The 26,156-nt window shown below is 35.2% G+C and carries 20 protein-coding genes and 2 pseudogenes; 14 read left to right on the top strand and 8 right to left on the bottom strand.

Annotated features, from left to right (window positions below; genetic code table 11):
- Positions 1-123 precede the first annotated feature (123 nt).
- Together B5V81_RS06170 and prfB are read left to right on the top strand one after the other, a co-directional pair.
- Positions 124-2,589, top strand: coding sequence for a penicillin-binding protein 1A (locus tag B5V81_RS06170; RefSeq protein WP_212112689.1), 2,466 nt, complete (start codon positions 124-126; stop codon positions 2,587-2,589).
- A gap of 168 nt (positions 2,590-2,757) precedes the next feature.
- A protein-coding gene (prfB, locus tag B5V81_RS06165) for a peptide chain release factor 2 (RefSeq protein WP_212112688.1) occupies positions 2,758-3,886 on the top strand; the annotation gives its coding sequence in 2 pieces (ribosomal slippage) (positions 2,758-2,826 and positions 2,828-3,886; 1,128 coding nt in all).
- 146 nt (positions 3,887-4,032) lie between these two features.
- Here prfB and B5V81_RS06160 read toward each other — a convergent pair.
- From B5V81_RS06160 to B5V81_RS06145, 4 genes and pseudogenes are all read right to left on the bottom strand, one after another.
- Positions 4,033-4,326, bottom strand: a pseudogene (locus B5V81_RS06160) (Arm DNA-binding domain-containing protein); the annotation flags it as partial.
- Between the two features lie 378 nt (positions 4,327-4,704).
- Positions 4,705-5,190: a peroxiredoxin gene (locus B5V81_RS06155; RefSeq protein ID WP_212112687.1), complete on the bottom strand. Its 486-nt coding sequence runs from the start codon at positions 5,188-5,190 to the stop codon at positions 4,705-4,707.
- Between the two features lie 212 nt (positions 5,191-5,402).
- Positions 5,403-6,656 carry a tyrosine--tRNA ligase gene (gene tyrS / locus B5V81_RS06150; protein WP_212112686.1) on the bottom strand — a complete coding sequence of 418 codons (1,254 nt, stop codon included), beginning with the start codon at positions 6,654-6,656 and terminating at the stop codon, positions 5,403-5,405.
- Positions 6,657-6,983: 327 nt separating this feature from the next.
- On the bottom strand, positions 6,984-7,664 hold the full coding sequence (locus B5V81_RS06145) for an alpha/beta hydrolase (RefSeq protein WP_212112685.1): 681 nt from the start codon (positions 7,662-7,664) through the stop codon (positions 6,984-6,986).
- A 161-nt stretch (positions 7,665-7,825) separates the two neighbouring features.
- Between B5V81_RS06145 and B5V81_RS06140 the strand changes: the two genes are divergently transcribed.
- The 12 genes and pseudogenes from B5V81_RS06140 to B5V81_RS06095 all read left to right on the top strand — a co-directional run bounded on the left by B5V81_RS06140 (position 7,826) and on the right by B5V81_RS06095 (position 21,968).
- A complete protein-coding gene (locus tag B5V81_RS06140) occupies positions 7,826-8,971 on the top strand; it encodes a cysteine desulfurase family protein (protein WP_212112684.1) in 1,146 nt (381 codons plus the stop codon).
- Between the two features lie 169 nt (positions 8,972-9,140).
- Entirely contained in the window at positions 9,141-10,652 is a 1,512-nt protein-coding gene (gene sufB / locus B5V81_RS06135; protein ID WP_212112683.1) for a Fe-S cluster assembly protein SufB, read from the top strand.
- Positions 10,653-10,811: 159 nt separating this feature from the next.
- Positions 10,812-11,567: a Fe-S cluster assembly ATPase SufC gene (sufC, locus tag B5V81_RS06130; protein WP_212112682.1), complete on the top strand. Its 756-nt coding sequence runs from the start codon at positions 10,812-10,814 to the stop codon at positions 11,565-11,567.
- Between the two features lie 11 nt (positions 11,568-11,578).
- Positions 11,579-12,841, top strand: a complete 1,263-nt coding sequence (sufD, locus tag B5V81_RS06125; protein ID WP_212112681.1) for a Fe-S cluster assembly protein SufD — start codon at positions 11,579-11,581, stop codon at positions 12,839-12,841.
- A gap of 10 nt (positions 12,842-12,851) precedes the next feature.
- A complete protein-coding gene (locus tag B5V81_RS06120) occupies positions 12,852-14,096 on the top strand; it encodes a cysteine desulfurase (protein WP_212112680.1) in 1,245 nt (414 codons plus the stop codon).
- Entirely contained in the window at positions 14,089-14,490 is a 402-nt protein-coding gene (locus B5V81_RS06115; RefSeq protein ID WP_212112679.1) for an SUF system Fe-S cluster assembly protein, read from the top strand. Before B5V81_RS06120 ends, B5V81_RS06115 begins: the two co-directional genes overlap by 8 nt.
- Before the next feature lie 59 nt (positions 14,491-14,549).
- Positions 14,550-16,190, top strand: coding sequence for a site-specific DNA-methyltransferase (locus B5V81_RS06110; protein WP_212112678.1), 1,641 nt, complete (start codon positions 14,550-14,552; stop codon positions 16,188-16,190).
- Positions 16,183-17,103 carry a site-specific DNA-methyltransferase gene (locus tag B5V81_RS09175; RefSeq protein WP_439330055.1) on the top strand — a complete coding sequence of 307 codons (921 nt, stop codon included), beginning with the start codon at positions 16,183-16,185 and terminating at the stop codon, positions 17,101-17,103. Before B5V81_RS06110 ends, B5V81_RS09175 begins: the two co-directional genes overlap by 8 nt.
- Positions 17,076-17,219: pseudogene (locus B5V81_RS09170) on the top strand (DNA methyltransferase); the annotation flags it as partial. The gene B5V81_RS09175 and the pseudogene B5V81_RS09170, both read left to right, overlap by 28 nt.
- 12 nt (positions 17,220-17,231) lie before the next feature.
- The gene (locus tag B5V81_RS09165; protein ID WP_439330054.1) at positions 17,232-17,831 is read left to right on the top strand and encodes a site-specific DNA-methyltransferase; all 600 of its coding nucleotides are present in this window, start codon (positions 17,232-17,234) and stop codon (positions 17,829-17,831) included.
- 23 nt (positions 17,832-17,854) lie between these two features.
- Positions 17,855-20,605, top strand: a complete 2,751-nt coding sequence (locus tag B5V81_RS06100) for a DEAD/DEAH box helicase (protein ID WP_212112677.1) — start codon at positions 17,855-17,857, stop codon at positions 20,603-20,605.
- A 424-nt stretch (positions 20,606-21,029) separates the two neighbouring features.
- Positions 21,030-21,968, top strand: coding sequence for a COG2958 family protein (locus B5V81_RS06095; protein WP_212112676.1), 939 nt, complete (start codon positions 21,030-21,032; stop codon positions 21,966-21,968).
- Positions 21,969-22,677: 709 nt separating this feature from the next.
- On the opposite strand, the gene sodC is transcribed toward B5V81_RS06095, so the two are convergent.
- The 4 genes from sodC to B5V81_RS06075 form a co-directional block, all read right to left on the bottom strand.
- Complete coding sequence (sodC, locus tag B5V81_RS06090; protein WP_212112675.1) at positions 22,678-23,205, bottom strand: superoxide dismutase family protein; 528 nt, start codon at positions 23,203-23,205, stop codon at positions 22,678-22,680.
- A gap of 426 nt (positions 23,206-23,631) precedes the next feature.
- Positions 23,632-23,973 carry a hypothetical protein gene (locus tag B5V81_RS06085; RefSeq protein WP_212112674.1) on the bottom strand — a complete coding sequence of 114 codons (342 nt, stop codon included), beginning with the start codon at positions 23,971-23,973 and terminating at the stop codon, positions 23,632-23,634.
- Complete coding sequence (locus B5V81_RS06080; RefSeq protein ID WP_212112673.1) at positions 23,966-24,310, bottom strand: hypothetical protein; 345 nt, start codon at positions 24,308-24,310, stop codon at positions 23,966-23,968. Before B5V81_RS06080 ends, B5V81_RS06085 begins: the two co-directional genes overlap by 8 nt.
- A 445-nt stretch (positions 24,311-24,755) precedes the next feature.
- Entirely contained in the window at positions 24,756-25,982 is a 1,227-nt protein-coding gene (locus tag B5V81_RS06075; protein WP_212112672.1) for a UbiH/UbiF family hydroxylase, read from the bottom strand.
- Positions 25,983-26,156: the final 174 nt, after the last annotated feature.

The raw sequence follows: 26,156 nt of genomic DNA, 5'->3' as shown, positions 1-26,156 counted from the left end.
AGTATAAATAAAAGATAAAAAACAAATTTTCTTTATCTCAATCTTGTGGTGATATCCACGTGGTGTGATTGAAGTAACATATTTTTTCTTTAATCAATTCTTAAGAAAGCGATAGCCGTTTTTATGATGATTTTTTTAAGATACCTTCTTCGTTTTTTTGTTGCTACTGGACTTTGTGGCGCAATAACATGGGGTGTTATGACGAGTGGTCGAGCAAATGCACTTCCTGATTATGAAGTTCTTTCACTTTATGAGCCACCAGTAATGACCCGTGTCCATGCTTCTGATGGCCGTCTGATGGCGGAGTTTGCAACAAAACATCGCCTCTATTTGCCGATTCAATCAATTCCAAAACTTGTTATCAATGCTTTTATTTCGGCTGAAGACAAAAACTTTTATCGTCATTTTGGTTTAGATCCTGAAGGACTTTCTCGAGCTTTGATCAATAATATTCGTAATATTAGTTCTGGAAGACGTCCAGAGGGCGCATCCACCATAACGCAACAAGTCGCTAAAAACTTTCTTTTAAGTTCAGAAACAACGTTAGAGCGTAAATTTAAGGAAGCTATTTTAGCAATGCGTATTGAGAAAACCTACTCAAAAGATCATATTTTAGAGCTTTATCTCAATGAAATTTATTTGGGTCGTGGTACTTATGGTATAGCTGCTGCTTCTTTGACTTATTTCAATAAATCCGTCAATGATCTGACGCTAGAACAATGTGCATATTTAGCTTCTCTTCCGAAAGGTCCAGCAAATTATGATCCATTTAAAAATACACAGCGTGCTATTGATCGGCGCAATTGGGTTATAGACCGGATGGTTGCAAATGGGTATGTCACGCGTGAACAAGGTGAAAAAGCGAAAGCTAAGCCTTTAGGAGCGACAATACGCGGGAGTGATAGTTATGTTTTTGCGGCTGATTACTTTACTGAAGAAGTACGTCGTCATTTAATGCATCGCTATGGGGCTAAAACACTTTATGAAGGTGGTCTTTCAATTCGTACAACGCTTGATCCAAATTTGCAAATTCTTGCTCGACAGGCCTTACACAATGGATTAATTAAATTTGATCATGCACAAGGATGGCGTGGAGCTTATGCGCATATTGATAATAAAGATGATTGGGGGGCTGAGCTTGCCAATATCACAGGGTTAAGTGATGTTCCTGAATGGCGTTTAGCTGTTGTTCTTTCTGCAAACCCAAATAAAATAGAGATTGGTTTACAGCCACAGCGTGAAGCTTCAGGTATACTCTCAAAAAAACGCGAAATTGCTGTCTTGTCTGAAGCCGATTCAAGATGGGCATTTCATGTTGTGAAAGAAAATGGTTACCGAAAAACTGTTCAGAGCTTAGCTCATGTTTTGCAAGTTGGAGATGTCATTTTTGTTGAAAAGCTACCCAATACAAACAACACTTATCGTTTACAACAAATTCCAAAAGTTGAAGGAGCAATTGTTGCGATGGAACCTCATACGGGGCGAGTTCTTGCAATGGTGGGAGGTTTTTCTTTTGCAGCATCAGAATTTAATCGCGCAACCCAAGCCTATCGTCAACCGGGATCTGCTTTTAAACCCATTGTTTATGCAGCAGCACTTGATAACGGGTACACACCAGCATCTGTTATTTTAGATGGCCCTATTGAAGTTCGCCAATATAATGGTGAAGTCTGGCAACCCAAAAATTATGGTGGTACCTTTGCCGGACCTTCAACGTTGCGTTATGGTATTGAGCATTCTCGTAATCTTATGACAGTGCGGCTTGCCAATGATATGGGCATGTCTCTTGTTGCTGAATATGCAGAACGTTTTGGTGTAGTCGATAAATTGCAGCCTTATCTTCCCATGGCTTTAGGAGCTGCTGAAACAACTGTGCTACGGATGGTTACGGCTTATTCCGTTATTGCCAATGGAGGACGCTCTATTAAACCTTCTCTGATAGATCGAATTCAAGACCGTTATGGGAAGACCATTTATCGTCATGATGATCGTATTTGTGAAAATTGTAATACACATTCATGGAATAATCAAAAAGAACCCACATTGATTGATGAGAGAGATCAAGTTCTTGACCCTATGACGGCTTATCAAATTACATCGATGATGGAAGGTGTTGTTCAGCGTGGTACTGCAGCGCGTTTACGTTATCTTAATCGGCATATTGCCGCTAAAACAGGAACCACCAATGACTCTAAAGATGTCTGGTTTATGGGATTTACTCCTGACATTGTCGTTGGTATTTTTGTCGGCTACGATCAACCCGCTCCATTAGGGTATAATGGAACAGGAAGTTCATTAGCCGCACCTATTTTTGGTGAGTTTATAGCGGATGCTCTTAAAGGCAAGCCAGATGTTCCTTTTAAGATGCCAAAAGGTATGGTTTTAATGCCAATTAATCGGAAAACAGGGATGCTTGCGGAAAGAGGAGATCACGATGTCATTATAGAGGCATTTAAACCAGGGACTGGTCCTGCTGATATATATCAAGTCATTGGAGGGACAAATTCTTTTCAAGAAGGAGTTCCTGCAGTGACCACTTCTCCACAAGTCAATAAAGCCCTTGAAAGTGGGACAGGTGGGCTGTATTAACTGGCAAAATCTTTTTTGCTATGAGTCTTGGTTTTTATCTATTTTTTATAGTGTTGATCCTGTAAATAGAATGATGAACTCCTTCCATTTTCTGATAGAAGTTATTAAATTTGTATAAAAAGCGAAGAGACGTAACCAGAAAAAGTGTAAAAAATACGGTGTTAAATTATGCGAGCAGAAATAGAAACATTAGTTGATGAGATCCAGAAGGCAATTCAATTGCTAAGGGGGCATCTTTGACTGGGATCAATCACTAAAGCGTCTCGAATATCTTAATCAAAAAGCCGAAGATCCATCATTATGGGATGATGCGCAACAAGCGCAGGATATGATGCGTGAGCGTCAACGTCTTGATGATTCAATCAATGCTCTTTTATCATTTACAAAAACTCTTGAAGAATGCATTGAGCTCATCGCTATGGGTGAAGAAGAAAATGATGTTGAAATTATTGCTGATGCAGAAAATTCAATACGTAATCTTAAAAGTGAGATCGATAAAAGGCAAATTGATGTGCTTCTTTCAGGAGAGGCGGATCCCAATGATACTTATTTGGAAGTTCATGCTGGGGCAGGGGGAACAGAAAGTCAAGATTGGGCCTCTATGCTCTTACGCATGTATATGCGCTGGGCTGAACAGCATGAAATGAAGGTTGAAGTTTTAGAAATTCATGATGGAGAAGAAGCGGGAATAAAGTCAGCGACGATTCTTGTAAAAGGGCATAATGCTTATGGATTATTAAAAACAGAATCAGGTGTTCATCGCTTGGTACGAATTTCTCCATTTGATTCGAATGCAAAGCGCCATACCTCTTTTGCAAGCATTTGGGTTTATCCGGTTATTGATGACAATATTGAAGTTGATGTTTCAGAAGCAGATGTGCGTATTGATACTTATCGTGCATCGGGAGCAGGAGGACAACATGTTAATACGACAGATTCTGCCGTTCGCATCACACATATAAAAACGGGGATTGTTGTTCAGTGTCAAACTGAGCGTTCTCAGCATAAAAATCGCGCCACGGCTTGGTCTATGTTACGTGCCCGTCTTTATGAAGAAGAGCTCAAAAAAAGAGAAGAAGAGACCAATGCTGTTGAATCCTCTAAAACAGAAATTGGATGGGGGCATCAAATTAGATCTTATGTTCTTCAACCTTATCAACTTGTAAAAGACTTACGTACAGGGATTGAAAATACTGATCCACAATCCGTCCTTAATGGAAACTTAGATGCATTTATAGAGTCGGCACTTTCTCAACGTATTTATGGAAAAGACAAAGAAGTTGAGGATATTCGTTAATGATATATCTCTCCCTCAAACTGTGTAGATTTATTTCTTAAACTATTCGTTTTATTGATATTGTAATATATCGATGGCCCTTGATACGTGAAAAGTTTAAAGAGGTGTTTTCTTTGTTCTTTTTTAACAGTCTCTTCTCACAATTTAATCCTGCTTATTGACTCATGTTTTTGTTTCTCACCCTCTTTAGGGGCACGACCTTCATATAAAACAGAACGCCATTGATTTGCACATTCACGTGCTTTTTTTAAAGAAACGTTTCTTAAGGCACCCAATCCCATTTCGCGACGACGTCCATGAATGATAACGATAAAGCCATTGAGCACTTCCATCTTTACGCTTATGGAGCAACAAACCAGCGCCATCATTATACATCATTATATTTGCCAGCCCGTGGGTGTTGCAACAGATCTTGCATTAAGACGCTTCATAAGAGCCATTTTTTAATCCTTTCTTATACAATTTTACCCATACGCCAGCCCCGCTTGTGGTGTGGAAGCAAGTGATTTTAATTGATTGACGATAAACAGATTTGAAATGAGAGAATCTTACGTTATTCGGGATTCTAACTCAATATGAATAATTACTAAATTAACTATATAAATCAATACCTTGTCTGCTTATGACAGGAGCGGGTAAACTTTTTTAATCAATTCAAGAGAAGAAGGAACTGAAATGAGAAAAATTTACGATATCCGAAGATCTTAATGGTAAATGATTATTTATCCTTATAAAACAAACATATTGCGAAAATTAAATCCCTTGGAAAAATAAAAACAACTGGGGAGATGTTTTTCAAAGTACAATATACCCCTCGTTTATATGCTATCATTACGATGTAAAAGCGTTGCAGCAGCTAAAACGTTTTCAGCGTGTCCAGATACGCTTACTTTGCGCCATTCTTCTGCTATTTTTCCATTTGCATCAATTAAAAAAGTGCTCCGTTCAACACCCATATATTTGCGTCCATACATGCTTTTTTCCACCCAAACACCATATGCTTCAAGGGTTGTTTTTTCTTCATCAGACACCAAGATAACGTCAAGTCCATGCTTTTGTTTAAATTTATCGTGTTTTTTTACATTATCTGGAGAGATTCCAATAACAGCAACACCGATTTCATCAAATTTCGTCTTTAACTGTGTGAAATCAAGAGCCTCACTTGTGCATCCACTCGTATCATCTTTGGGATAAAAATATAAAACAACAGGTTTGCCCTTAAAGCCAGAAAGACAGACTGTTTCTCCTCCATCACGTGGCAAATTAAAATCAGGAGCAAAAGTACCTTTCATCGATTTTGTCATTTTTTTATCTTTCTTTTTGAGTGAAAAGATCAATGACGAGTATACAGAGAAGGAATAAAGTTTCAACTTTCTAGAATACACTTATTTCAAAGATCTTTTGCTATCATGTAAAAATTATTCTGTCATAAAAATTAAATGAAAAAATGAGCAAAAAGCGTAAGCAACATGACTATCTTGGATATAAAATCTATAGAATGAATGAGATCAATAGATTATAGAGGTTTAATCAATACATGTTTTTTCTTACCAAAAGAAAGTTTAATGATTCCTTCTGCTGTGACATCTTTTTCAAGAATAAGCTGTGTTTCGTCCTTTATTATCTGATCATTAACACGTATTCCTCCTCCTTGAATATGACGGCGCGCTTCACTGTTAGATTTCGCAAGCCCTGTTTTTACTAAAAGAGAGAGCAATCCAGCACCTGTTTTTAATTCTATTGCACTCATTTCAACCGTTGGAAGATTTTCTCCAAGTGTTTTTTCTTCAAATGTTTTACGGGCAGTTTCTGCGGCTGCATCGGCAAGAGCACGCCCATGCAACATTGCTGTAATTTCTGTTGCAAGAATTTTCTTTGCTTCGTTAATTTCAATCCCTTGTAATAGAGAAAGCTTGAGAATCTCATCCATCGGTAATGTGGTATAGAGCTTTAAAAATCGTGTTACATCAGCGTCTTCTGTATTACGCCAATATTGCCAAAATTGATAAGGTGAAAGCATATCGGCATTAAGCCAAACAGCACCATTCAATGATTTCCCCATTTTGGCACCGGAAGAGGTTGTCAGCAAGGGTGATGTTAATGCATATAATTGCGGTGTTCCTAAACGATGCCCCAATTCGATACCGTTAATAATGTTTCCCCATTGATCAGAGCCTCCCATTTGCATACGCAAGCCATAACGTTTATAAAGTTCAACAAAATCATAAGCTTGCAGAATCATATAATTAAACTCTAAGAAGGACAAAGAGTGCTCACGCTCAAGTCTGAGTCTAACAGAATCAAACGACAACATACGGTTGACAGAAAAATGTTTTCCTACATCACGCAAAAATTCTAAGTAGTTTAAATTGCACAACCATTCAGCATTATTCACAATACAAGCATCGGTTTCTCGATCACCGAATGTCAAATAGTTAGAAAATACCTTTTTAATACCCTTAATATTTGCAGCAATATCATCTTGTGTGAGAAGTCGTCGTGCTTCATCTTTAAAAGAAGGATCACCGATTAATCCTGTCCCTCCGCCCATCAAAGCAATGGGGCGATGGCCTGTTTTTTGTAACCAATAAAGCATCATAATTTGAAGAAGACTTCCAGCATGTAAGCTTGATGCTGTCGGATCAAATCCAATATAAGCGCTTACTGTTTTTTTTGAAAAAAGATCATCTAAGCCTTTTTCATCCGAAATTTGGTGGATAAAACCACGTTCGTTCATAATGTGTAAAAAATCAGATTTAAAGGCAAACACAGAGTCAATTTCCTAATTTAAGAGGGCATTATATTTATATAATAGACGATTATATAATGGATCATGAATGTCTTATCTACCATAAATGACACACATATCACAAGAGAACCAGATATATTGATCATGAAGATAATAATACGGATGTTATTTCCTTATTTACGCTAAAAAGATACACTAAGAGAAATAAGGATAAAAATTATCTTTCTTATCCGTATTTCTCTCTTAAAATAAAATTTAGAAAAGTCGCAAATACAGTCTGAAAAGAAATAACCTCATTATGATCAGAAATAATTTTTGCTGATTTTTTTATAAATTTTTCATGTTTTCTTAAGTGAGTGAAAGTATTTCAGAAGGAGGAGCGAGAAGTTCATTGGTGATATGGTTATCCAAATAATGGGCACATCGTTCGATAAGTTCTTCATGATATCCACTAAAAAAGTGATTAGCTCCTTCCAGTATTTCTTGTGTGATAATGATGCCTTTTTGTGTTTTTAATTTATCAACAAGCAGTTGAACATCTTTTGGAGGGGCAACTTTATCGATACTACCATGAATGATAAGCCCAGAGGAGGGACAAGGTGCAAGAAATGAAAAGTCATAAACGTTAGGCTGAGGAGCAACAGAAATAAATCCCTCAATTTCCGGTCGACGCATTAAGAGCTGCATCCCAATCCATGCTCCAAATGAATATCCCGCTACCCAACAATTTTTAGAGTCTGGATGTTGTGTTTGCACCCAATCGAGAGCCGCGGCTGCATCTGAAAGTTCTCCTATTCCATAATCAAATTCTCCCTGACTGCGACCAATCCCACGAAAGTTAAAACGTAAAGTTGTAAAGCCACGCTGTTGGAACATATAAAAGAGATCATAGACAATTTTATGATTCATCGTTCCACCAAATTGGGGATGAGGATGCAAAACGATCGCAATAGGCGCATTTTTTTGTTGTGAAGGTTGATAACGCCCTTCGAGCCGACCTGCGGGACCATTAAAAATAATTTCTGGCATAAAATGCTCCTTAAATGCTATAAAAGGCTCTCATTGTCTTTGGTCGACTTTTACCATAGAATCTCTTAAATAATCATTAGATATTCTTTTTTTAGTGCACTTTTCAAGAAAATTGCGCTATTTTTTCAATCAATTTATAAGATTAATGATTGCGATGTAAAATGGTTGTAAAGCGCCGATATTTTGATCATAATGCAACAACACCGCTCAAAAAAATGGCGCGGATGACGTTACTGGAATCTTTAGAGATATTTGGTAATCCATCATCCGTTCATAAGGAAGGGCGTGCGGCTAAAATTTTGTTGCAAAAAGCGCGTCGACAAATCGCTGAAAAGCTTAAAACAAATCCAGATAACGTTGTCTTTACCTCTGGAGCGAGTGAAGCAGCAATGACTTTGTTAACGCCCTTTTACACGATGGGGAATGCAAAGGTTCAATTTTCTCATCTTTACCTTGGAGCGACTGAACATCCCTCTGTTGCAGAGGGAGGGCGTTTTGCTAGAGAATTGATAAGTGTTATTGCTGTTGATCAAGATGGGCTTATTCAACAAGATAAATTAACATCACTCTTAAAGGCTCACGATAAGACAAAAGGTTTACCTCTTGTTGCTATTCAAGCTGCAAATAGTGAAACTGGTGTTATTCAACCGTTAAAAGAAATAGCTGCTGTTGTTCGGAATTTAGGAGGTACTCTGATTGTTGATTTGACGCAATATGTAGATAAAAATTTTGTTGATATTAATCAGTTGGGAGGAGACTTTTTTATACTTTCTGCCCATAAAGTTGGCGGTCCTAAAGGAGTTGGTGCATTTGTTTCATGTGGGAACCTTCTCATGCCACATCCTCTTATTATCGGAGGAGGACAAGAAAGAGGTCTTCGTGGAGGAACAGAATCATTACTCCTTATTGCTGCTTTTGGGGCAGCAATGGCTGATTGTTTCACGCAAGAAGAAATTAAACGGTTAATATATTTACGTGGTAAATTAGAAGATGGACTGCAAAAAATAAGTCAAGATATTGAAATATTTGGCAAAAGAGTTCAACGTTTGCCAAATACAACTTACTTCACCGTGAAAAATATAAAAGCTGAAACAATGCAAATTGCTTTTGATTTAGAAGGTTTTGCTGTATCAGCTGGTTCTGCTTGTTCTTCGGGAAAAGTAAAACAAAGCAAAGTTTTGGAAGCCATGGGGTATCATGTTCCAAATGGTGCCATTCGCATCTCGATAGGACGTGATACAACCTCTGAAGATATTGATGATTTTCTATCGTTTTTTTCTCAAATGATAAGCAAGAAAAAGGGATAAAATTCATCATGAGAAAATTATAAAATTAGAATTATTTTAAAAATAAAATAAGTTTTATTGAAATTTTCGTACTTTGCCTATAGCTTAGGAAATAACTTGCTTAACTTTAATCTTGTAAAAACAAGACTGTTAGTTACCGGTTTTTGATGCCAAAAAATGGAGAAAATTTATGCCGGCAGTACAAGAAACGATACGCCAAGTCCGTAAGATAGATGTTGACCAATATAAATATGGTTTTGAAACGAAAATTAAAACGGATAAAGCTCCGAAAGGTTTGAATGAAGATATTATCAGATTTATTTCTGCTAAAAAAAATGAGCCTGAATGGATGTTAACATGGCGCTTACAAGCTTATCGCCGTTGGCTGACAATGCAAGAACCTCATTGGGCGCGTCTTGAATATCCTCCAATTGATTTTCAGGAGCTTTATTATTATGCTGCCCCTAAAAATCATACAGGACCAAAATCTTTGGATGAAGTGGACCCTGAGTTATTAGCAACATACGAAAAACTTGGTATTCCTCTTAAAGAACAAGAGATTTTAGCAGGAGTAAGAAAACAATCTGATCCCTCTACCTTTGATGATAGTATGTCCGCATCAGGGCAGGTAGCTGTTGATGCGGTATTTGATTCTGTTTCTGTTGTAACAACATTCAAAAAAGAATTGGCGCGTGCGGGTGTAATTTTTTGCTCTATTTCAGAGGCGATTATTGAACATTCTAAGCTTATTAAAGAATATTTAGGAACAGTTGTACCTGTAAGTGATAATTATTATGCGGCCTTAAATGCAGCTGTCTTTACAGATGGTTCATTTGTTTACATTCCCAAAGGGGTTCGTTGTCCTATGGAACTTTCGACCTATTTTAGGATTAATGAACGCAATACCGGTCAATTTGAACGAACATTGATTATTGCAGCTGAAGATTCCTATGTTTCTTATCTTGAAGGGTGTACAGCACCCCAACGAGATGAAAACCAACTTCATGCTGCTGTTGTTGAGCTTATTGCCCTTGAAAATGCAGAAATTAAATATTCTACAGTACAAAATTGGTACCCTGGCGATAAAGATGGAAAGGGTGGTATTTATAATTTTGTGACGAAGCGTGGAGATTGTCGAGGTGATAACTCTAAAATTTCATGGACACAAGTTGAGACTGGTTCTGCGATTACTTGGAAATATCCGTCTTGCTTACTGCGTGGTGATAACGCGCGGGGAGAATTTTATTCTATCGCCGTTGCAAACGGTCATCAACAAATTGATTCCGGTACAAAAATGATTCATTTAGGGCAAAATACATCTAGTCGTATTATTTCCAAAGGCATTTCTGCTGGTTTTTCAAATAACACTTATCGAGGACAAGTCACTGCTTATCGAAAAGCAAAAAATGCGCGTAACTTTACGCAATGTGATAGTTTATTAATCGGGAATGATTGTGGTGCTCACACAGTTCCTTATATTGAAGCAAAAAATGCCACAGCTCAATTTGAACATGAGGCCACGACATCAAAAATTTCTGATGACCAACTTTTTTATGTTATGCAGAGAGGCATTCCAGAAGAAGAAGCTATTGCATTAATTGTCAATGGTTTTGTAAAAGAGGTTATTCAAAAACTTCCCATGGAATTTGCTGTCGAAGCGCAAAAACTTATTGGCATTAGCCTTGAAGGTAGTGTTGGATAATTTTATTTGATTAGATATATAGAAAACTTGATGCAAAAAGGCTGCAATAGTAGCAAATAATTGCTAAAAATGACCTCCATGGTGTTTACAAAAGTAGATAACTTTTAAGGCAAATTAACACGCATTGGTATCTAAAAAACAGCCAGAACAGGATTAATTATGTTAGAGATAAAAAATTTGCGCGCCCGTATTGCTGGAACTGATACAGAAGTTATTCGTGGTTTAAACTTAACGGTTCAAGATGGAGAAATTGCCGCTATCATGGGACAAAATGGTGCCGGAAAATCCACTTTGTCTTATTTACTTGCTGGTCGCGATGATTATGAAATAACAGAAGGTGATATTCTCTATAATGGACAATCACTTTTAGAAATGGATCCAGCAGAACGTGCGGCATATGGTATTTTTCTTGCATTTCAATATCCAATGGAAATACCAGGGGTAGCAACGATGGAATTTTTAAAAGTTGCGATGAATTCTCAACGTAAAGCGCGTGGTGATGAAGAGCTTAAAATTCCTGAATTTATAAAACATGTTAAAGATGTTTCAGCCAAGCTCGAAATAGATATGGACATGCTAAAACGTCCATTAAATGTGGGTTTTTCAGGGGGAGAAAAAAAGCGTGCCGAAATTTTACAAATGGCACTTCTTGAACCTAAACTTTGCATTTTAGATGAAACGGATTCTGGTTTAGATATTGATGCATTAAAAATTGTTGCAGACGGTGTTAATAAACTTCGGGATTCAAAGCGTTCATTTTTGGTGATTACCCATTATCAACGGCTGCTTAATTATATTATTCCTGATACGGTACATGTTCTTTATAAAGGACGAATTATCAAAAGCGGAGACAAATCCTTAGCGCTTTATTTAGAGCAAAATGGATATGCTGATCTTATCAGGGAAGCTGTTTGAGGTTATTGAATATGAAGGCACAGCAAAACTCGTTAGCGGTTGAAGAAGATATACTCAGTAATTTCAATCAATATACAGACGATTTACCTGGTGATAAAGCCGTACGGGAAATCCGCAAGAAGGCGATTGAGCAGTTTCAGACAACACGTCTTCCTTCCCGTAAAATCGAAAATTGGCATTATACCAATCTGCGCACATTACTAAGATCTGTGAGCCCTTTTTCAAAAGCCTATGATAATCAATCGGTTGACCCATTACTTTCAAAAAGCGCTGTTTTTTCTATGAACAATGGAAAAACATCTACACAGTCAAAGGTAGACAAGATTACAGTAAAACGCCTTTCAGATGCATTAGAAGACATTTCTGTAAAGATAGATCAAAACATTTCTGATGAGGATTTTATTGGGCAATTAAATACAGCTTTCTTTACGGATGGTTGGCTTTTCCATATTCCTGAAAATACAAACTTAAATATACCTATCGAATTACAAAATATACAAATGGGAGGACAATCCCATACTTTTTCAGACATAAAAGTTGATAAAAATAGTCAAGTTATGTTTATTGAACATCAGGTTGGCAATGATCAAGATACCTTTGTCAGTTCAATATTTTCATTAAATATTGCCGACAATAGTGATGTTACGTGGATTCTTATTCGCAATCGTGGTTTTAATTCTACGCAGTTTGGCCGATTGCGTGCTATTCTTGCGCGGGGAGCGAAGTTATCACTTTATGTTATTAATATAGGGAGTCAACTCAATCGCCAAGAAGTCGATATTGAATTACAGGGTGAAGAATCTGATTTTCAATTACGCGTTATAAATTTATTATCAGGACAAACCCATAGTGATCTTACAATGACCGTTCGTCACGTAGAAGAAAAATCAACCTCAACCGAAATTATACGCAATGTGGTTACAGATAAGGCTGTTGGTGTTTTTCAAGGAATAATACGTGTTGCTCAAAAAGCGCAAAAAACGGATGCACGCATGGCTTGTAATAGCCTTATTCTTTCAGATGATGCAGAATTTAACGCAAAACCTGAATTGGAGATTTTTGCTGATGATGTTGCCTGTGGTCATGGCGCAACAGTTGCTAATATTAATCATGATTATCTTTTTTATCTCATGGCACGTGGTATCCCATTTAAAACAGCTCGTGCACTTTTGATTAAAGGGTTTATCTCTGAGCTCATTGATGACATCAAGCAAGATGATATTCAAGCTGTTTTGGAGAATATCATTGGTCAATGGCTTGAAAAAAATGTTTAAGGGAGAAAAAATGGAAAATAACGTACAAACATTCAGTTATAATGTTGAAGAAATTCGACGTGATTTTCCTCTTTTACATCATCAAGTTTATGGAAAGCGTTTAGCATATCTTGATAGTGGTGCTTCTGCCCAAAAACCACAATCAGTACTCAATGCAATGAATCATTATTACCACGATAGTTATGCTAATGTGCATAGAGGGATGTATTTCTTAGCCAATACAGCAACACAAGCGTATGAAAATTCTCGTGAAACCGTTCGTGTTTTTCTAAATGCTCAAAAATCTGAGGAAATTGTTTTTACGAAAAATGCAACGGAAGCTATTAATACTGTTGCTTATGGTTGGGCTATGTCCAAACTCAAGGAAGGGGATGAGATTGTTCTAACGATCATGGAACATCATTCAAATATTATTCCGTGGCATTTTCTTCGTGAACAAAAAGGTGTTAAACTTATTTTTATTCCTATTGATGAAAATGGGGTTCTGCATATTGAAGATTTTCAACAGGCTTTAAGCAAAAAAACGCGGCTTGTTGCTATAACGCATATGTCTAATATATTAGGAACTGTGCCTCCTGTTAAAGAGATTGTTAAGTTAGCACATCAAAATTCTATTCCTGTCCTTGTTGATGGTTCTCAAGGAGCAATACATTTGACTGTTGATGTACAAGATCTCGATTGTGATTGGTATGTCTTTACTGGTCATAAGCTTTACGGTCCTACCGGTATTGGTGTTCTTTATGGTAAGGAACATAGGTTAGAGGAAATGCGTCCTTTTCAAGGAGGGGGAGAAATGATCGAGGAAGTAACAACCGACAAGGTTTCTTATAATGCTCCTCCTTATCGTTTTGAAGCAGGCACACCTCCTATCGTTGAAGCTATTGGACTAGCGGCGGCTATTGATTATATACAAGAGAAAGGTCGGAGTATGATTCATGCGCATGAAATGTCCCTTTTATCTTATGCACATGAAAAACTTAAAACGGTTGAGTCATTGCGTATTTATGGTCATTCTCCCAATAAAGGAGCTATTATATCATTTGCAATTGAAGGAATTCACGCCCATGATATAGCTATGTTTATTGATAGAAAAGGGGTTGCAATACGCGCGGGAACCCATTGTGCACAGCCTTTATTACAGCATTTTGGTCTAACATCTATTTGTCGCGCATCGTTTGCTATGTATAATACTCAAGAAGATGTAGATCAATTAGTAGAAGCATTGAGAGAAACAAGGACATTTTTTAATGGCTGAATCAGTTGAAGGGCGTCATTCTACAGAATCTGTTGAAACTGTAAGCAAAAATAAAAAATCTTACATATCAGCAATTCCAGCAGACGAAATTGATCGTATGACGAATGATATTATTGCTGCTCTTAAGACAGTTTATGATCCAGAGATTCCTGCTGATATTTATGAGCTAGGACTGATTTATCGTATTGATATTGAAGATGATCGTTCAGTAAAAATTGAAATGACTCTTACAGCACCGGGATGTCCTGTTGCTGGTGAAATGCCGGGGTGGGTAGAAAACGCAGTTAGTGCAGTTGAAGGAGTGTCACATGTTGAAGTCACTATGACTTTTGATCCACCATGGACACCGGAGTGTATGTCAGAAGAAGCACAAATTGCTGTCGGATGGTACTAACACAATACTGTTCGTGGATACATCGTTTTTCGTAAACATTTAGATTTAAAAACGATCACATGCTTTATAATAAACAAAAATTAGAACTTAACTGGATTGGAAAAGAGCGACGCTCCAAGCTTGAACCTCGTATTTTGTTAGAAGATTTTGAAAAATCTTATCATGCTTCGCACCAAATATCATCTCAGGATATTTTTGATAATAAACTTATTTTTGGTGATAATTTTCTTGCGCTCAAAGCACTTGAGAAAGAATATACGGGGAAGGTGAAATGTATCTATATCGATCCACCTTATAATACAGGCAATGCCTTTGAGCATTATGAAGATGGTTTGGAACATTCCATATGGCTTAGTCTTATGAGAGATAGGCTAGAATTATTACATCATTTGCTTGCAGATGATGGAAGTATCTGGATTTCCATTGATGATGATGAACAAGCCTATCTTAAAATAATGATGGATGAAATTTTTGGTCGCCAAAATTTCATCAACAATATAATTTGGCAGAAGAAATATGCTCCACAGAACGATACAAAATGGTTCTCTGATAATCATGATTTTATCATGGTTTACGCCAAAGACAAAACTGTTTGGCGCCCTCACTTACTTCCTCGTTCAACTGATATGGATGCGCGCTATAAAAATCCTGATAATGATCCGCGTGGTCCTTGGAAATCTGGAGATTTATCTGTAAAAAGAGTAACACTTAAGGATATTTACGAAATCATCACACCTTCTGGACGAAAAGTGATGCCTCCTCATGGTAGAAGTTGGGCTATGAGTGAAAAGAAATTCTCTGAATTATTGAAAGATAATCGTATTTGGTTTGGTCCAACAGGAAGCAATGTTCCTTCTTTAAAGCGTTTTTTATCAGAAGTAAAAAACGGTATGGTTTCAATGACGATTTGGCCTTATACGGAAGTAGGACATAATCAAGATGCTAAAAAAGAAGTTAAAGTTTTTAATTCTGTTAATGTCTTTACCACTCCCAAACCAGAAAAACTTATAGAACGCATTATCCAACTCGCCACCAACCCTGGTGATCTTATTCTAGATTCTTTTGCGGGATCCGGTACGACTGGTGCAGTTGCTCATAAAATGGGTCGCAAATGGATTATGATTGAACTTGGTGAACATTGTCACACCCATATTATTCCTCGTTTAAAACAAGTGATTGATGGAACTGATCAAGGGGGAATTTCTAAAAGTGTTAATTGGCAAGGTGGCGGTGGATTTCGTTATTATCGCCTTGCTCCTTCTCTGTTGCAAAAATATCCATGGGGACAATGGATTATTAGCCGCGAATATAATGCAGCAATGCTTTCAGAAGCGATGTGTAAACATATGGGATTTACCTATGCGCCGGATGAAAATCATTATTGGATGCAAGGATATTCAACGGAGACAGATTATATTTATGTTACAACGAGCGCCATGACTCATGAACAACTCCGTATTATAAGCGAAGAGGTGGGTTCCCATCGCACCCTACTGATTTGTTGTACAGCTTTTGATACAAAATCATCATCCTTTGAGAATCTCACACTGACTAAAATTCCGCGTGTAGTATTAGAAAAATGTGAATGGGGAAGGGATGATTATAGTTTAAATATAGCCAATCTTGAACCGATGATTGTGGTAAAAGAAAGAAACAAAGATAAAAATAATATGCAAGAAGAATTAAATCTATTTGGATAAATATAAACGAGGCAGGTTACGAATGAGCCGTAATAAACAAAAATTAGAACTTAACTGGATTGGAAAAGAGAGACGCTCCAAGCTTGAACCTCGTATTTTGTTAGAAGATCTTGAAAAATCTTATCATGCTTCGCACCAAATATCATCTCAGGATATTTTTGATAATAAACTTATTTTTGGTGATAATTTGCTTGCGCTCAAAGCACTTGAGAAAGAATATATGGGGAAAGTGAAATGTATCTATATCGATCCGCCTTATAATACAGGCAATGCCTTTGAACATTATGAAGATGGTTTGGAACATTCCATATGGCTTAGTCTTATGAGAGATAGGCTAGAATTATTACATCATTTGCTTGCAGATGATGGTGTGCTTTTTATGCAATTGGATGACAATGAAATACATTATGCGAAAATATTGTGTGATGAGTTATTTGGACGTAATAATTTTGTTGCTAATCTCATATGGCATAAAAAAAGAGGAAAGGATAATTCTTCTCGTTATTTTAGCACAACCCACGATCATATCTTAGTTTATGCAAAAGACTCTTCACAATTTTATATCAATCGAATTGAATTAGATAGTGTGACAAAAAAGGCATATGTAAATCCAGATAATGATCCAAGAGGTGCATATCGTGTTCTTGGGTTGTGGGCTAGACAACAAGGCGGATCTGAATATGAATACACTACTAAAACAGGGAAGTTTTTTTCTAAGCGCCTTTGGCTTGTTAATCTAGAAAGTATGCAGCAGTTAGATAAAGAGGACCGCCTTATTATTAAAGGGAATAATTTATACCGTAAATTTTTTCTTTCAGAAAATAAAGGAAGTATTCCAGAAACTATTTGGATAGGTCTCTCTAATAATGCAAATGCTAAGGATGAATTAAAAAAATATTTACTAATCATGTAGTAGAATTATTTAATACTCCAAAACCTGAACATCTTCTTCAAAGAATTATTAATATATCTACCAACCCTGGTGATCTTGTTTTAGATTCTTTTGCGGGTTCTGGTACGACCGGTGCGGTTGCTCATAAAATGGGTCGCAAGTGGATTATGATTGAACTTGGTGAACATTGTCACACCCATATTATTCCTCGTTTAAAACAAATCATTGATGGAACTGATCAAGGGGGAATTTCTAAAAGTGTCAATTGGCAAGGTGGCGGTGGGTTTCGTTATTATCGCCTTGCTCCTTCTCTGTTGCAAAAAGATCCATGGGGACAATGGATTATTAGCCGCGAATATAATGCAGCAATGCTTTCAGAAGCGATGTGTAAACATATGGGATTTACCTATGCGCCGGATGAAAATCATTATTGGATGCAAGGATATTCAACGGAGACAGATTATATTTATGTTACAACGAGCGCCATGACTCATGAACAACTCCGTATTATAAGCGAAGAGGTAGGTTCCCATCGCACCCTGCTGATTTGTTGTACAGCTTTTGATACAAAATCATCATCCTTTGAGAATCTCACACTCACTAAAATTCCTCGTGCAGTATTAGAAAAATGCGAATGGGGAAGGGATGATTATAGTTTAAATGTAGCCAACCTTGAACCAATGATTGTGGTAAAAGAAAGAAACAAAGATAAAAATAATGCGCAAGCAGAATTAGATCTATTTGGGTAATATATAAAAAAGCGGAGTTTTTCATGAACACTGTTGAAAAAAGGATTTCTGCTCGCCTATCGTTGCGTGATCCTCAACGTGAATCTTTAAATATTTTGGTGAATATCTTAGAAAATATAGAACTTTCTAAAAGTGCTGATTTGGTTGCGGAATTAGAATTGGTAAAAAATCTCTATCCTTCTGTACAAGACTTTGAACGAAGTTTTCCTTCTTTTTGTTTTGCCTTAGCAACGGGTGTTGGGAAAACACGACTTATGGGCGCTTTTATTAGCTATCTTTATTTAACAGGTCGTAGTCGCCATTTTTTTGTTTTAGCGCCAAATTTGACTATTTATGAAAAATTAAAACAGGATTTTAGTCCCCAAAGTCCGAAGTATGTTTTCAGTGGAATGAGTGAGTTTATTGCCAATAGACCAGTCATTATTACAGGTGAAGATTATGAAAGTGGTAAAGGTATTCGCACTGATGAACATCACTTTTACGGACAAAAGCGTTTGTTTGAAAATAGGAATACAGCCTTTATTAATATTTTTAATATTTCTAAAATTAATACAAAGGATAATAAAAAAGGTGCATTAAAATCGAGTATTCCGCGCATTAAACGCTTACAAGAGACGATTGGTGAAAGTTATTTTGATTATCTTGCAAATCTTCCTGATTTAGTTTTATTAATGGATGAAGCACATCGTTATCGTGCTTCTGCTGGTGCGGCGGCAATTAATGAGTTAAAACCTCTATTAGGAATAGAGCTTACAGCAACACCAAAAACAATAGGTGCAAAATCTATAGATTTTAAAAATGTTGTTTACAGTTATTCACTTGCAGAGGCTATGAGAGATGGTTTTGTAAAAGAGCCTGCTGTTGCTACACGTAAAGACTTTCAACCTAAAAATTATACATCTGAGCAATTAGAATATATTAAATTACAAGATGCAATTCATGCACATGAAAACGTGAAAGCAGATTTAGTAACTTATGCCAAAGATTATAACAAAAAGTTCGTTAAACCTTTTATTTTAGTTGTCGCTCAAGATACAAATCATGCACAGAAATTGCGTAACTTATTGGAAGCAGATGATTTTTTTGCAGGAGCTTATAAGGGAAAAGTTTTAGAGGTTCATACAAATCAGTCAAATATAGAAGAAGATCAAAATATTCAAAAGCTTATTGCGATTGAAGATCCTCATGAACCAACAGAAATTGTTATTCATGTTAATAAACTAAAGGAGGGGTGGGATGTTACCAATCTCTATACTATTGTACCGTTGCGTGCATCGACTTCGGAAATTTTAACAGAGCAAACCATTGGGCGTGGATTGCGTTTGCCTTATGGATGTAGAACGGGTATAGAATCTATTGATCGTTTAACAATCATTGCACATGATCGTTTTCAGGATATTATTGATCGTGCAAGCGATCCAAACTCAATTATAAAAAAGCATATTGAGATTGGAATAGGAGGTGATATATCCTCTGAAAAGTCGGATATAGTGACGGTTCCAAGTCAAGCAGAATCTTTATTTATAAAAACGATAGTAACACGTAATTCCGATATAAATGGAACATTTGATTTACAAGGTATCACGTTACCTAATACGGATTCACTCACATTAACGTCTGAAGAACAAGAAATTGCTACCATTGCATGGGATATTATTAAAGAGAATGATAATTTACCAAGTTCTCAAATGCTTTGTTCTGCCCACATACAAGAAAAAATTAGTAATAAAATCATGGATATTGCGTATTCATCACAAAAGTCTCTTGTATTAAAAGTGGTTACAATTCTAACAAAAAAATTACCAGAATTAATTATAGATATTCCCAATATTGTACGCGTACCTTCACGTGAAGTTACTTATGGTTTTTCTGATTTTGATTTGAAAAATCTAGAAAGCTTAAATTTGCAACCTGTTAGTAAAGAGCTTTTAATTCGAGAATTGCGTACTCACAAAAGCATTTTTCTCACTTCTAAGGATGAATATATTAAAGAGCCTCATCTCGAAAATTATATCATTCGTGGTTTAATTGATAATGATTTTATCGATTATGATAGTCATACGCTGTTATTACGAAAATTAGCTGGTCAGATGGTAGAGCATTTCCGATCTTACTTACCCAATGATGCTGCTGTTGAGAACGTGTTAATTCATTATCAGCATAAGCTGAATGATTTTATTATTGCGCAATTAAGAGAGCATCAATGGGAAACGCAAAAAAATTATGAGGTCAAAGTGATACGAGGTTTTACAACTTTAACGCCTATCCATTATGTGTCGCCGCAAGGAACATTTCCTCTTGATTTTCGTAATATTCCTGCCATTAAAAATGATATTAAAAAACTTGTATTCAGCGGTTTTAGCAAATGCTGTTATCCTTTGCAAAAGTTTGATTCAGTAGAAGGAGAATTACGATTTGCTCAAATATTAGAGGATGATGCGCAAGTATTGAAATGGATGAAACCCGCTCGAGGTTTTTTCAAAATAGAGTATGATAAAGGATCAACTTATGAACCGGACTTTGTTGTGGAAACGAAGGATGCCAAATATCTTTGTGAGCCTAAAAAAGCCTCTGAAATGCAAAACTCTCTTGTTTTACAAAAGAAAAAAGCTGCAGTCCAATGGTGTTGTCATGCAACGCACTATGCGGCTACTTATGGCGGTAAAAAATGGTATTATGTTCTTATTCCCCATGATTCTATTAAAGCAAGTAGTAGTTTTGAAGGTTTGTGCGCAGAGTTTACCGTTTCAGAATCTATACTTGAGAGCTCATAACTTTTTGCTTCAAAAAAAATACATAAGTTTTTTAATTAACGGATGTGAAGGGCAATCAGATATTTAAATATTATTTTTAATTTCCTGCATTATCGCATCATTAATTTTAAAATATTAGGGATTTCTTAAAGTAGAAAATTATTATTTTTTCTAAAAACATTAAAATAAAAAGGAAAAAATATATAGAATAATTATACAAGATTATGCTTTTTTATAGGAATTTACAGCTCATTTACAATTTTTGATGAAAATATAATCTTACTTTCTTTATATGAAAAACTTGAGTTTATAGTTATAAATTCAGAAAAATATTTTAATTTTATAGACAGCTTTTTTCAAAAAAAATAAACAGTTTGTTGTTTTTTCTTTTGAAACATCTGAATATAATGAGATATCCAGAAGATAAAAGTGGGCTGTTTTACATATGACTTTGAATTTAACAAACACTGTTTTTAATTTTTTAAAAAAAAATCCGACAAAAAAATTTACAGCTCGAGAAATTGCGCAATGGATATTTGAAAATTATACAGAAAAATGTCGCCAAAAACAAAAGAATTCAACGGCAACGATCACTCCCCTTAATAGTGATTCGGATCTTATTCAGCAAATTGTCGCTGAAATAGGAGCAAAACGTCCTCAATTACAAAAGCGTTATCCAGAAATTAAAACCACTGAAGGTCGACCACGGCAGTATTATTTTACTAAACAAACAGATAGCGCTGAAATTGATGCAGCAGAGGACTATGAAGAAGGTAAGACAGAAGATGTTTCTGTTAAAGAATATGATCTTTATCCGTTTTTATCTAAATTTTTATGGTCAGAGCTTTCAGTTTACAGCAAGCGCATTAATGAGAAATGTTCTCGTAATAAACATGGTTCTGGTGGGAATAAATGGCTTTATCCAGATCTCGTAGGGATACAAGATTTAAGCAGGGAATGGAATCGTGAAATCAAAGACTGCGTTTTGCAATATTTTGATAAAAAGACGAAGCTTTGGTCTTTTGAAGTAAAAATTCTCATCAATCGTTCAAATTTACGAAAAGCATTTTTTCAAACAGTGAGCAATTCTTCATGGGCTAATTTTAGTTATTTAGTGGCTAGTGAAGTTGAAGGTGTTGATACATTAAAAGAGCTTCGGATGCTTTCAAGTTTGCATGGAATTGGATTTATAAGACTCAACAAGGAAAACGCTTCTGAGAGTGAAATCATCATTCCAGCGAAAGAACGTCGTGATATTGATTGGGATACTGCTAATAGACTAGTGGAGGAAAACAAAGACTTTCTTCATTATATCAAGCTCATTCGTCAATTTTATCAAACCGGCGAGATGCGAGCATCCGATTGGGATCATATGTATCCATGAGGGGTATTAAAAAGTCTCTATAGTTTAAAAGCTATTTCGTTCAGAGTATAAAAATTACTCTAACTACTTTATTTGACTGATTATATTAATTACAATGATAATTAGTCTTTTTTACTTAAATTATAGATTATAACTATTACAGTATTAAATAATTTCAAGCGATTATACTAATATTGAATCAATAAATTTTTTGTGTCTGCACCAAGCTGTGATGGATGAAAATTCTATTTTAAATCTATTTAACTTTATGCGGAGGGTGTGATTTATTAGATACTAGATTTAATGACTATAATTTACTATATATTTGTCACTGTAGAGAATGGAATTAAACTTTGCTGATTCTATATGAAGCCTCTGATTGATAAAAAAAGCAGCAACAGCAAAGAAACACCATAAGAAAAAAATTGGAAAATTAATTCTCCACAAATGAAGGATGCTTACAGGTTAAAGCAAGCATTGAAAATACCATTTATCGTGTTGAAGTCTTCTTATAAAGAATTTATCTTGTTATTTTCTCAGTTCCGTTCACTGTTCATTCTGATATTATTAAGTTGTTTATTATCTGTATTAAATATTCAAAAAAGTATCATTTTTTCAAATAGTTACATAATTTACTTAATTTATTAAAATATAAAGAATAAACTCCTATTACATCTTATATTATAATTGAAGAGAGTGCGCACTATCACAGGTTAGCACAAGACTCTCTTTATTTTTCAATAATGCCGCACGCCAGACGTGCTCCACCTCCACCAAGCGGTAATGGTTTATCTGATTGATTATCAGCGCCTAAATGAATCATTAACGAGCGCCCTGTAATTTCAGAGATTTTTTTCAATCGCGGAGCAAGAACGCTCATCGTAGCATTCCCTTGCTTATCAACATAAAGTGTTGGTAAATCACCGAGATGACCATTGACATTATAAGGTCCTAAATGTTTTCCGGTATGCTCAGGGTCATAATGTCCACCTGCACTTCCACCAATTATACCATCTTTTGTATCACATGAAGGATTTACATGTACGTGAAAACCATGCATCCCTTCTGGTAAAGCAGATAAATTAGGGATAAAAATTAAACCGTGTGCATTTTCTTCAATTTTAATGCTACCAATAGCCTTTTTGGAATTATTATCTTCTAGTTTATAAATATTTACTTTTGTTGATAGCGCTAATGCACAGCTTTTATACATTAAAAATGCCATAGAAACTAATAATGATAACAATATTTTTTTCATAAATACCTTTATACTTAACTTTAAATAATTTTTATTCAACAAAATAACTATTAATTAAATTTTTAATAATAGATACACTGATCTTAAATTAAACTTTAAGAAAAATAATTATATATAGATATTAATGCTTAGAAAAAATAACTAAATTAAAGTATATTTTTATTATTTCTGTACATAACTCTCATTTTTGATCTATAAAAAATTTATCTTTTATAGATGGGTAATTATATCTCACTTATATTTTTTCAAGAGATGCTTTTAAAAAATCTATTTTTTGAGGTATAATAAGAAATTAATCAAGCAATTTTAATAAGTTAGTTATTATTTCATTTATAAATAATATGATGATCGCTTCATTAAAAAACAGAGCATATAATTTGTTGATGATTTTAATATTTTGTTCATAGAAAAAATGACGAGAACTTTTTATTCATCGTGAAATTTATAAGATAAAGGAGTATTATGATTCATATAAATTTCCCATACAATACAGCATATACCAACACTCCCCCCCATTCCTGATCCTATGAGCGCTCCTATTATCATTCCGGCAGAAAGTGCTACTCCTAACCCCATTGCAATAATTGGACCTAATCCTGGAAGAGCAATATAACCATAAGTAGCAAGAGTTGCTGCGATTGCACCTGATATGCTACCATTTAAACCACCAATGAAAGCAAATTCTTTAATAGAATGACAGAACTTTTTGAATTTTTTTTTCTTACAATGATGAACAAAAACATTGCTGTAAGTTTTAAAATCAATCATATTTTTTTCTTTCTTTTTGAATGCTAATTGTTCCCGAATAGTCAACGGATACGAAAAAATGTGACTTGTTAAATTTTACTAAAGCACGCCAGATGCCTTTGTCATCTAAACGCAATCGTTTAAGGTTTTCAAAACCGTTTTGCATAAGACAATTTTTAACTTGTGTAGCAGTAAATGAATTCTGTCCTATTTTAGCGACATTTTGAGTAGAATTATAGGTAAAGGTTTGACAATAAGGAAGATGAAAAACTTCACTAATTGAAGTCGTGACGATCAACGAAACACATACAATCATCATAAAAAAAACACTTAATTTCAAAATGCTATTTAGTTTCATCTTGTCACTCTCTGTTGAAACAATCTTTAATTAACCGTTGTATTGCTAACAAGTTCCCAAGATGATTTTATTTTAAAAATTATACTTAACAAAAAAGTGAAAATTTATTGATTAAATGAAAATGTTTTTCATTATTTATTTTTTAATTAATATTGAATAATATTATTATTTTTTAGCTATAAATTTTATATTTAATACAAGATTATAAAAATATATATTATATTTTTTACTTTATTTTACATCATTATTTTAAGTATTTATATTAATGTTCAGAATTTATGAGTTATAGATATATTATAACTTTAACTTTATTGTAAAATGCATTCTTAGAAAGAAATATTTCTTTTGTTATTTATATATTATTTACTTATTACTATTTTTTTATTTTTGATAAGTAAGTTAGATACAAAATTAGCATTTATTTTGTATTATTATCCATTATTTCTCAATAGAGTTTTTGAGGCGATTTTGTTGGAAATATTTGCATCATTTCTTTAAATCCGTAACCGGGATACATTCCTTCACGCATCAATAAATTACGTAATGGCGAGCAATTATGTAATAAACCAAGCCCAATACTGCGCATGATATGAACAGGCAACATATGAGAAAGCAAAGCAGAGTTGAGAGTATGAACAGCTAGACTTCGGGTTAATATATCTGGTTTGCGGTATTGGTTATATTGTCTAACAACCATTTTAGAGTTAGAATCAGATATTTGATTGGGTAAAATATCAATCAAAGTTTGAACATCACGGAATCCTAAATTTAACCCCTGTGCTCCAATAGGGGGAAAAACATGAGCAGCTTCCCCGACTAAAATCGTTCGATTGGCAGCAAAATGATGAGCAAGAAGTCCTGAAAGCGGCCATGCTTGAATTGATGTTTCTAGGGTTAGCGTTCCAAGCATTGATTGCATTTGGTTTTCGATTATTTTTGCAATCGCGTTTGTTTCTATACTCAATAATTCCTCAGCACGGGAAGGATGAACGACCCATACAAGACTGGATCTTCGTCCTAGTAGCGGAACCTGTGTAAATGGACCATGTTCTGTATGAAATTCAGTTGATGTATTTTGATGAGAAAACTCATGAGAAAAGTTGAGAACAAGTGCTTTTTGTGGATAGTTCCACTGTTTAATACTTATTCCTGCGGCTACACGTGTAAGAGAGTGACGTCCATCAGCAGCAATAACAAGTGGTGCTTGAATGGTCTTACCATCAGCAAGAGTAATACATACATGGCTTTTTGTATGATAGAAAGATTTGGCTTCAGAAACAAATCTTTTAATGTTGGGCATATGTGTAACGGCATCGACTAAAGCATTGTTTAATTCAATATTGGGTATATTATAGGCAAAAGCTTTTTCACCAATTTCAGCAGAAGAAAAATGCACCGTAGGAGCGCGCACAATCCTAGAAGTTATATCTATAATTCTCATGGAAGATAAAACAGCAGCATGTTTTTGAAGACTCTCCCAAATATTAAGTTTTTGAAGTGTGCGTATTGCAGGCATCATAAGAGCTGTTGTTCGTAACTCATCGGTATGAGCAGGGGGACCAACAAGAAAAATAGAAAATCCTTTATGTGCAAGCCTTAACGCTGCTAACATCCCGACAGGACCAGCACCAATAACAGTAATAGCTTTATATTCTTTCTTTTCAAGTATCACAACGCGTTGAGCCTTTCCTCATTGAGCAAATATTTTAACATTTCTAAATGATTGCTCTCTTTTTATTGTATGAAGCTCTTCTATTATATTATGTAATAAATAATGCGATATAAAAAAGTAACCTTTTTATGATTTTTTTTACGCTGAGTCATATCATAGGTAAAATGGCGTATT

This window comes from Bartonella queenslandensis (assembly GCF_018155095.1).
In the GTDB taxonomy this organism is placed as follows: Bacteria; Pseudomonadota; Alphaproteobacteria; order Rhizobiales; family Rhizobiaceae; genus Bartonella; species Bartonella queenslandensis_B.
Note: the sequence above shows the minus strand (reverse complement) of the source record. Positions and strands in the feature narration are given on the sequence as shown.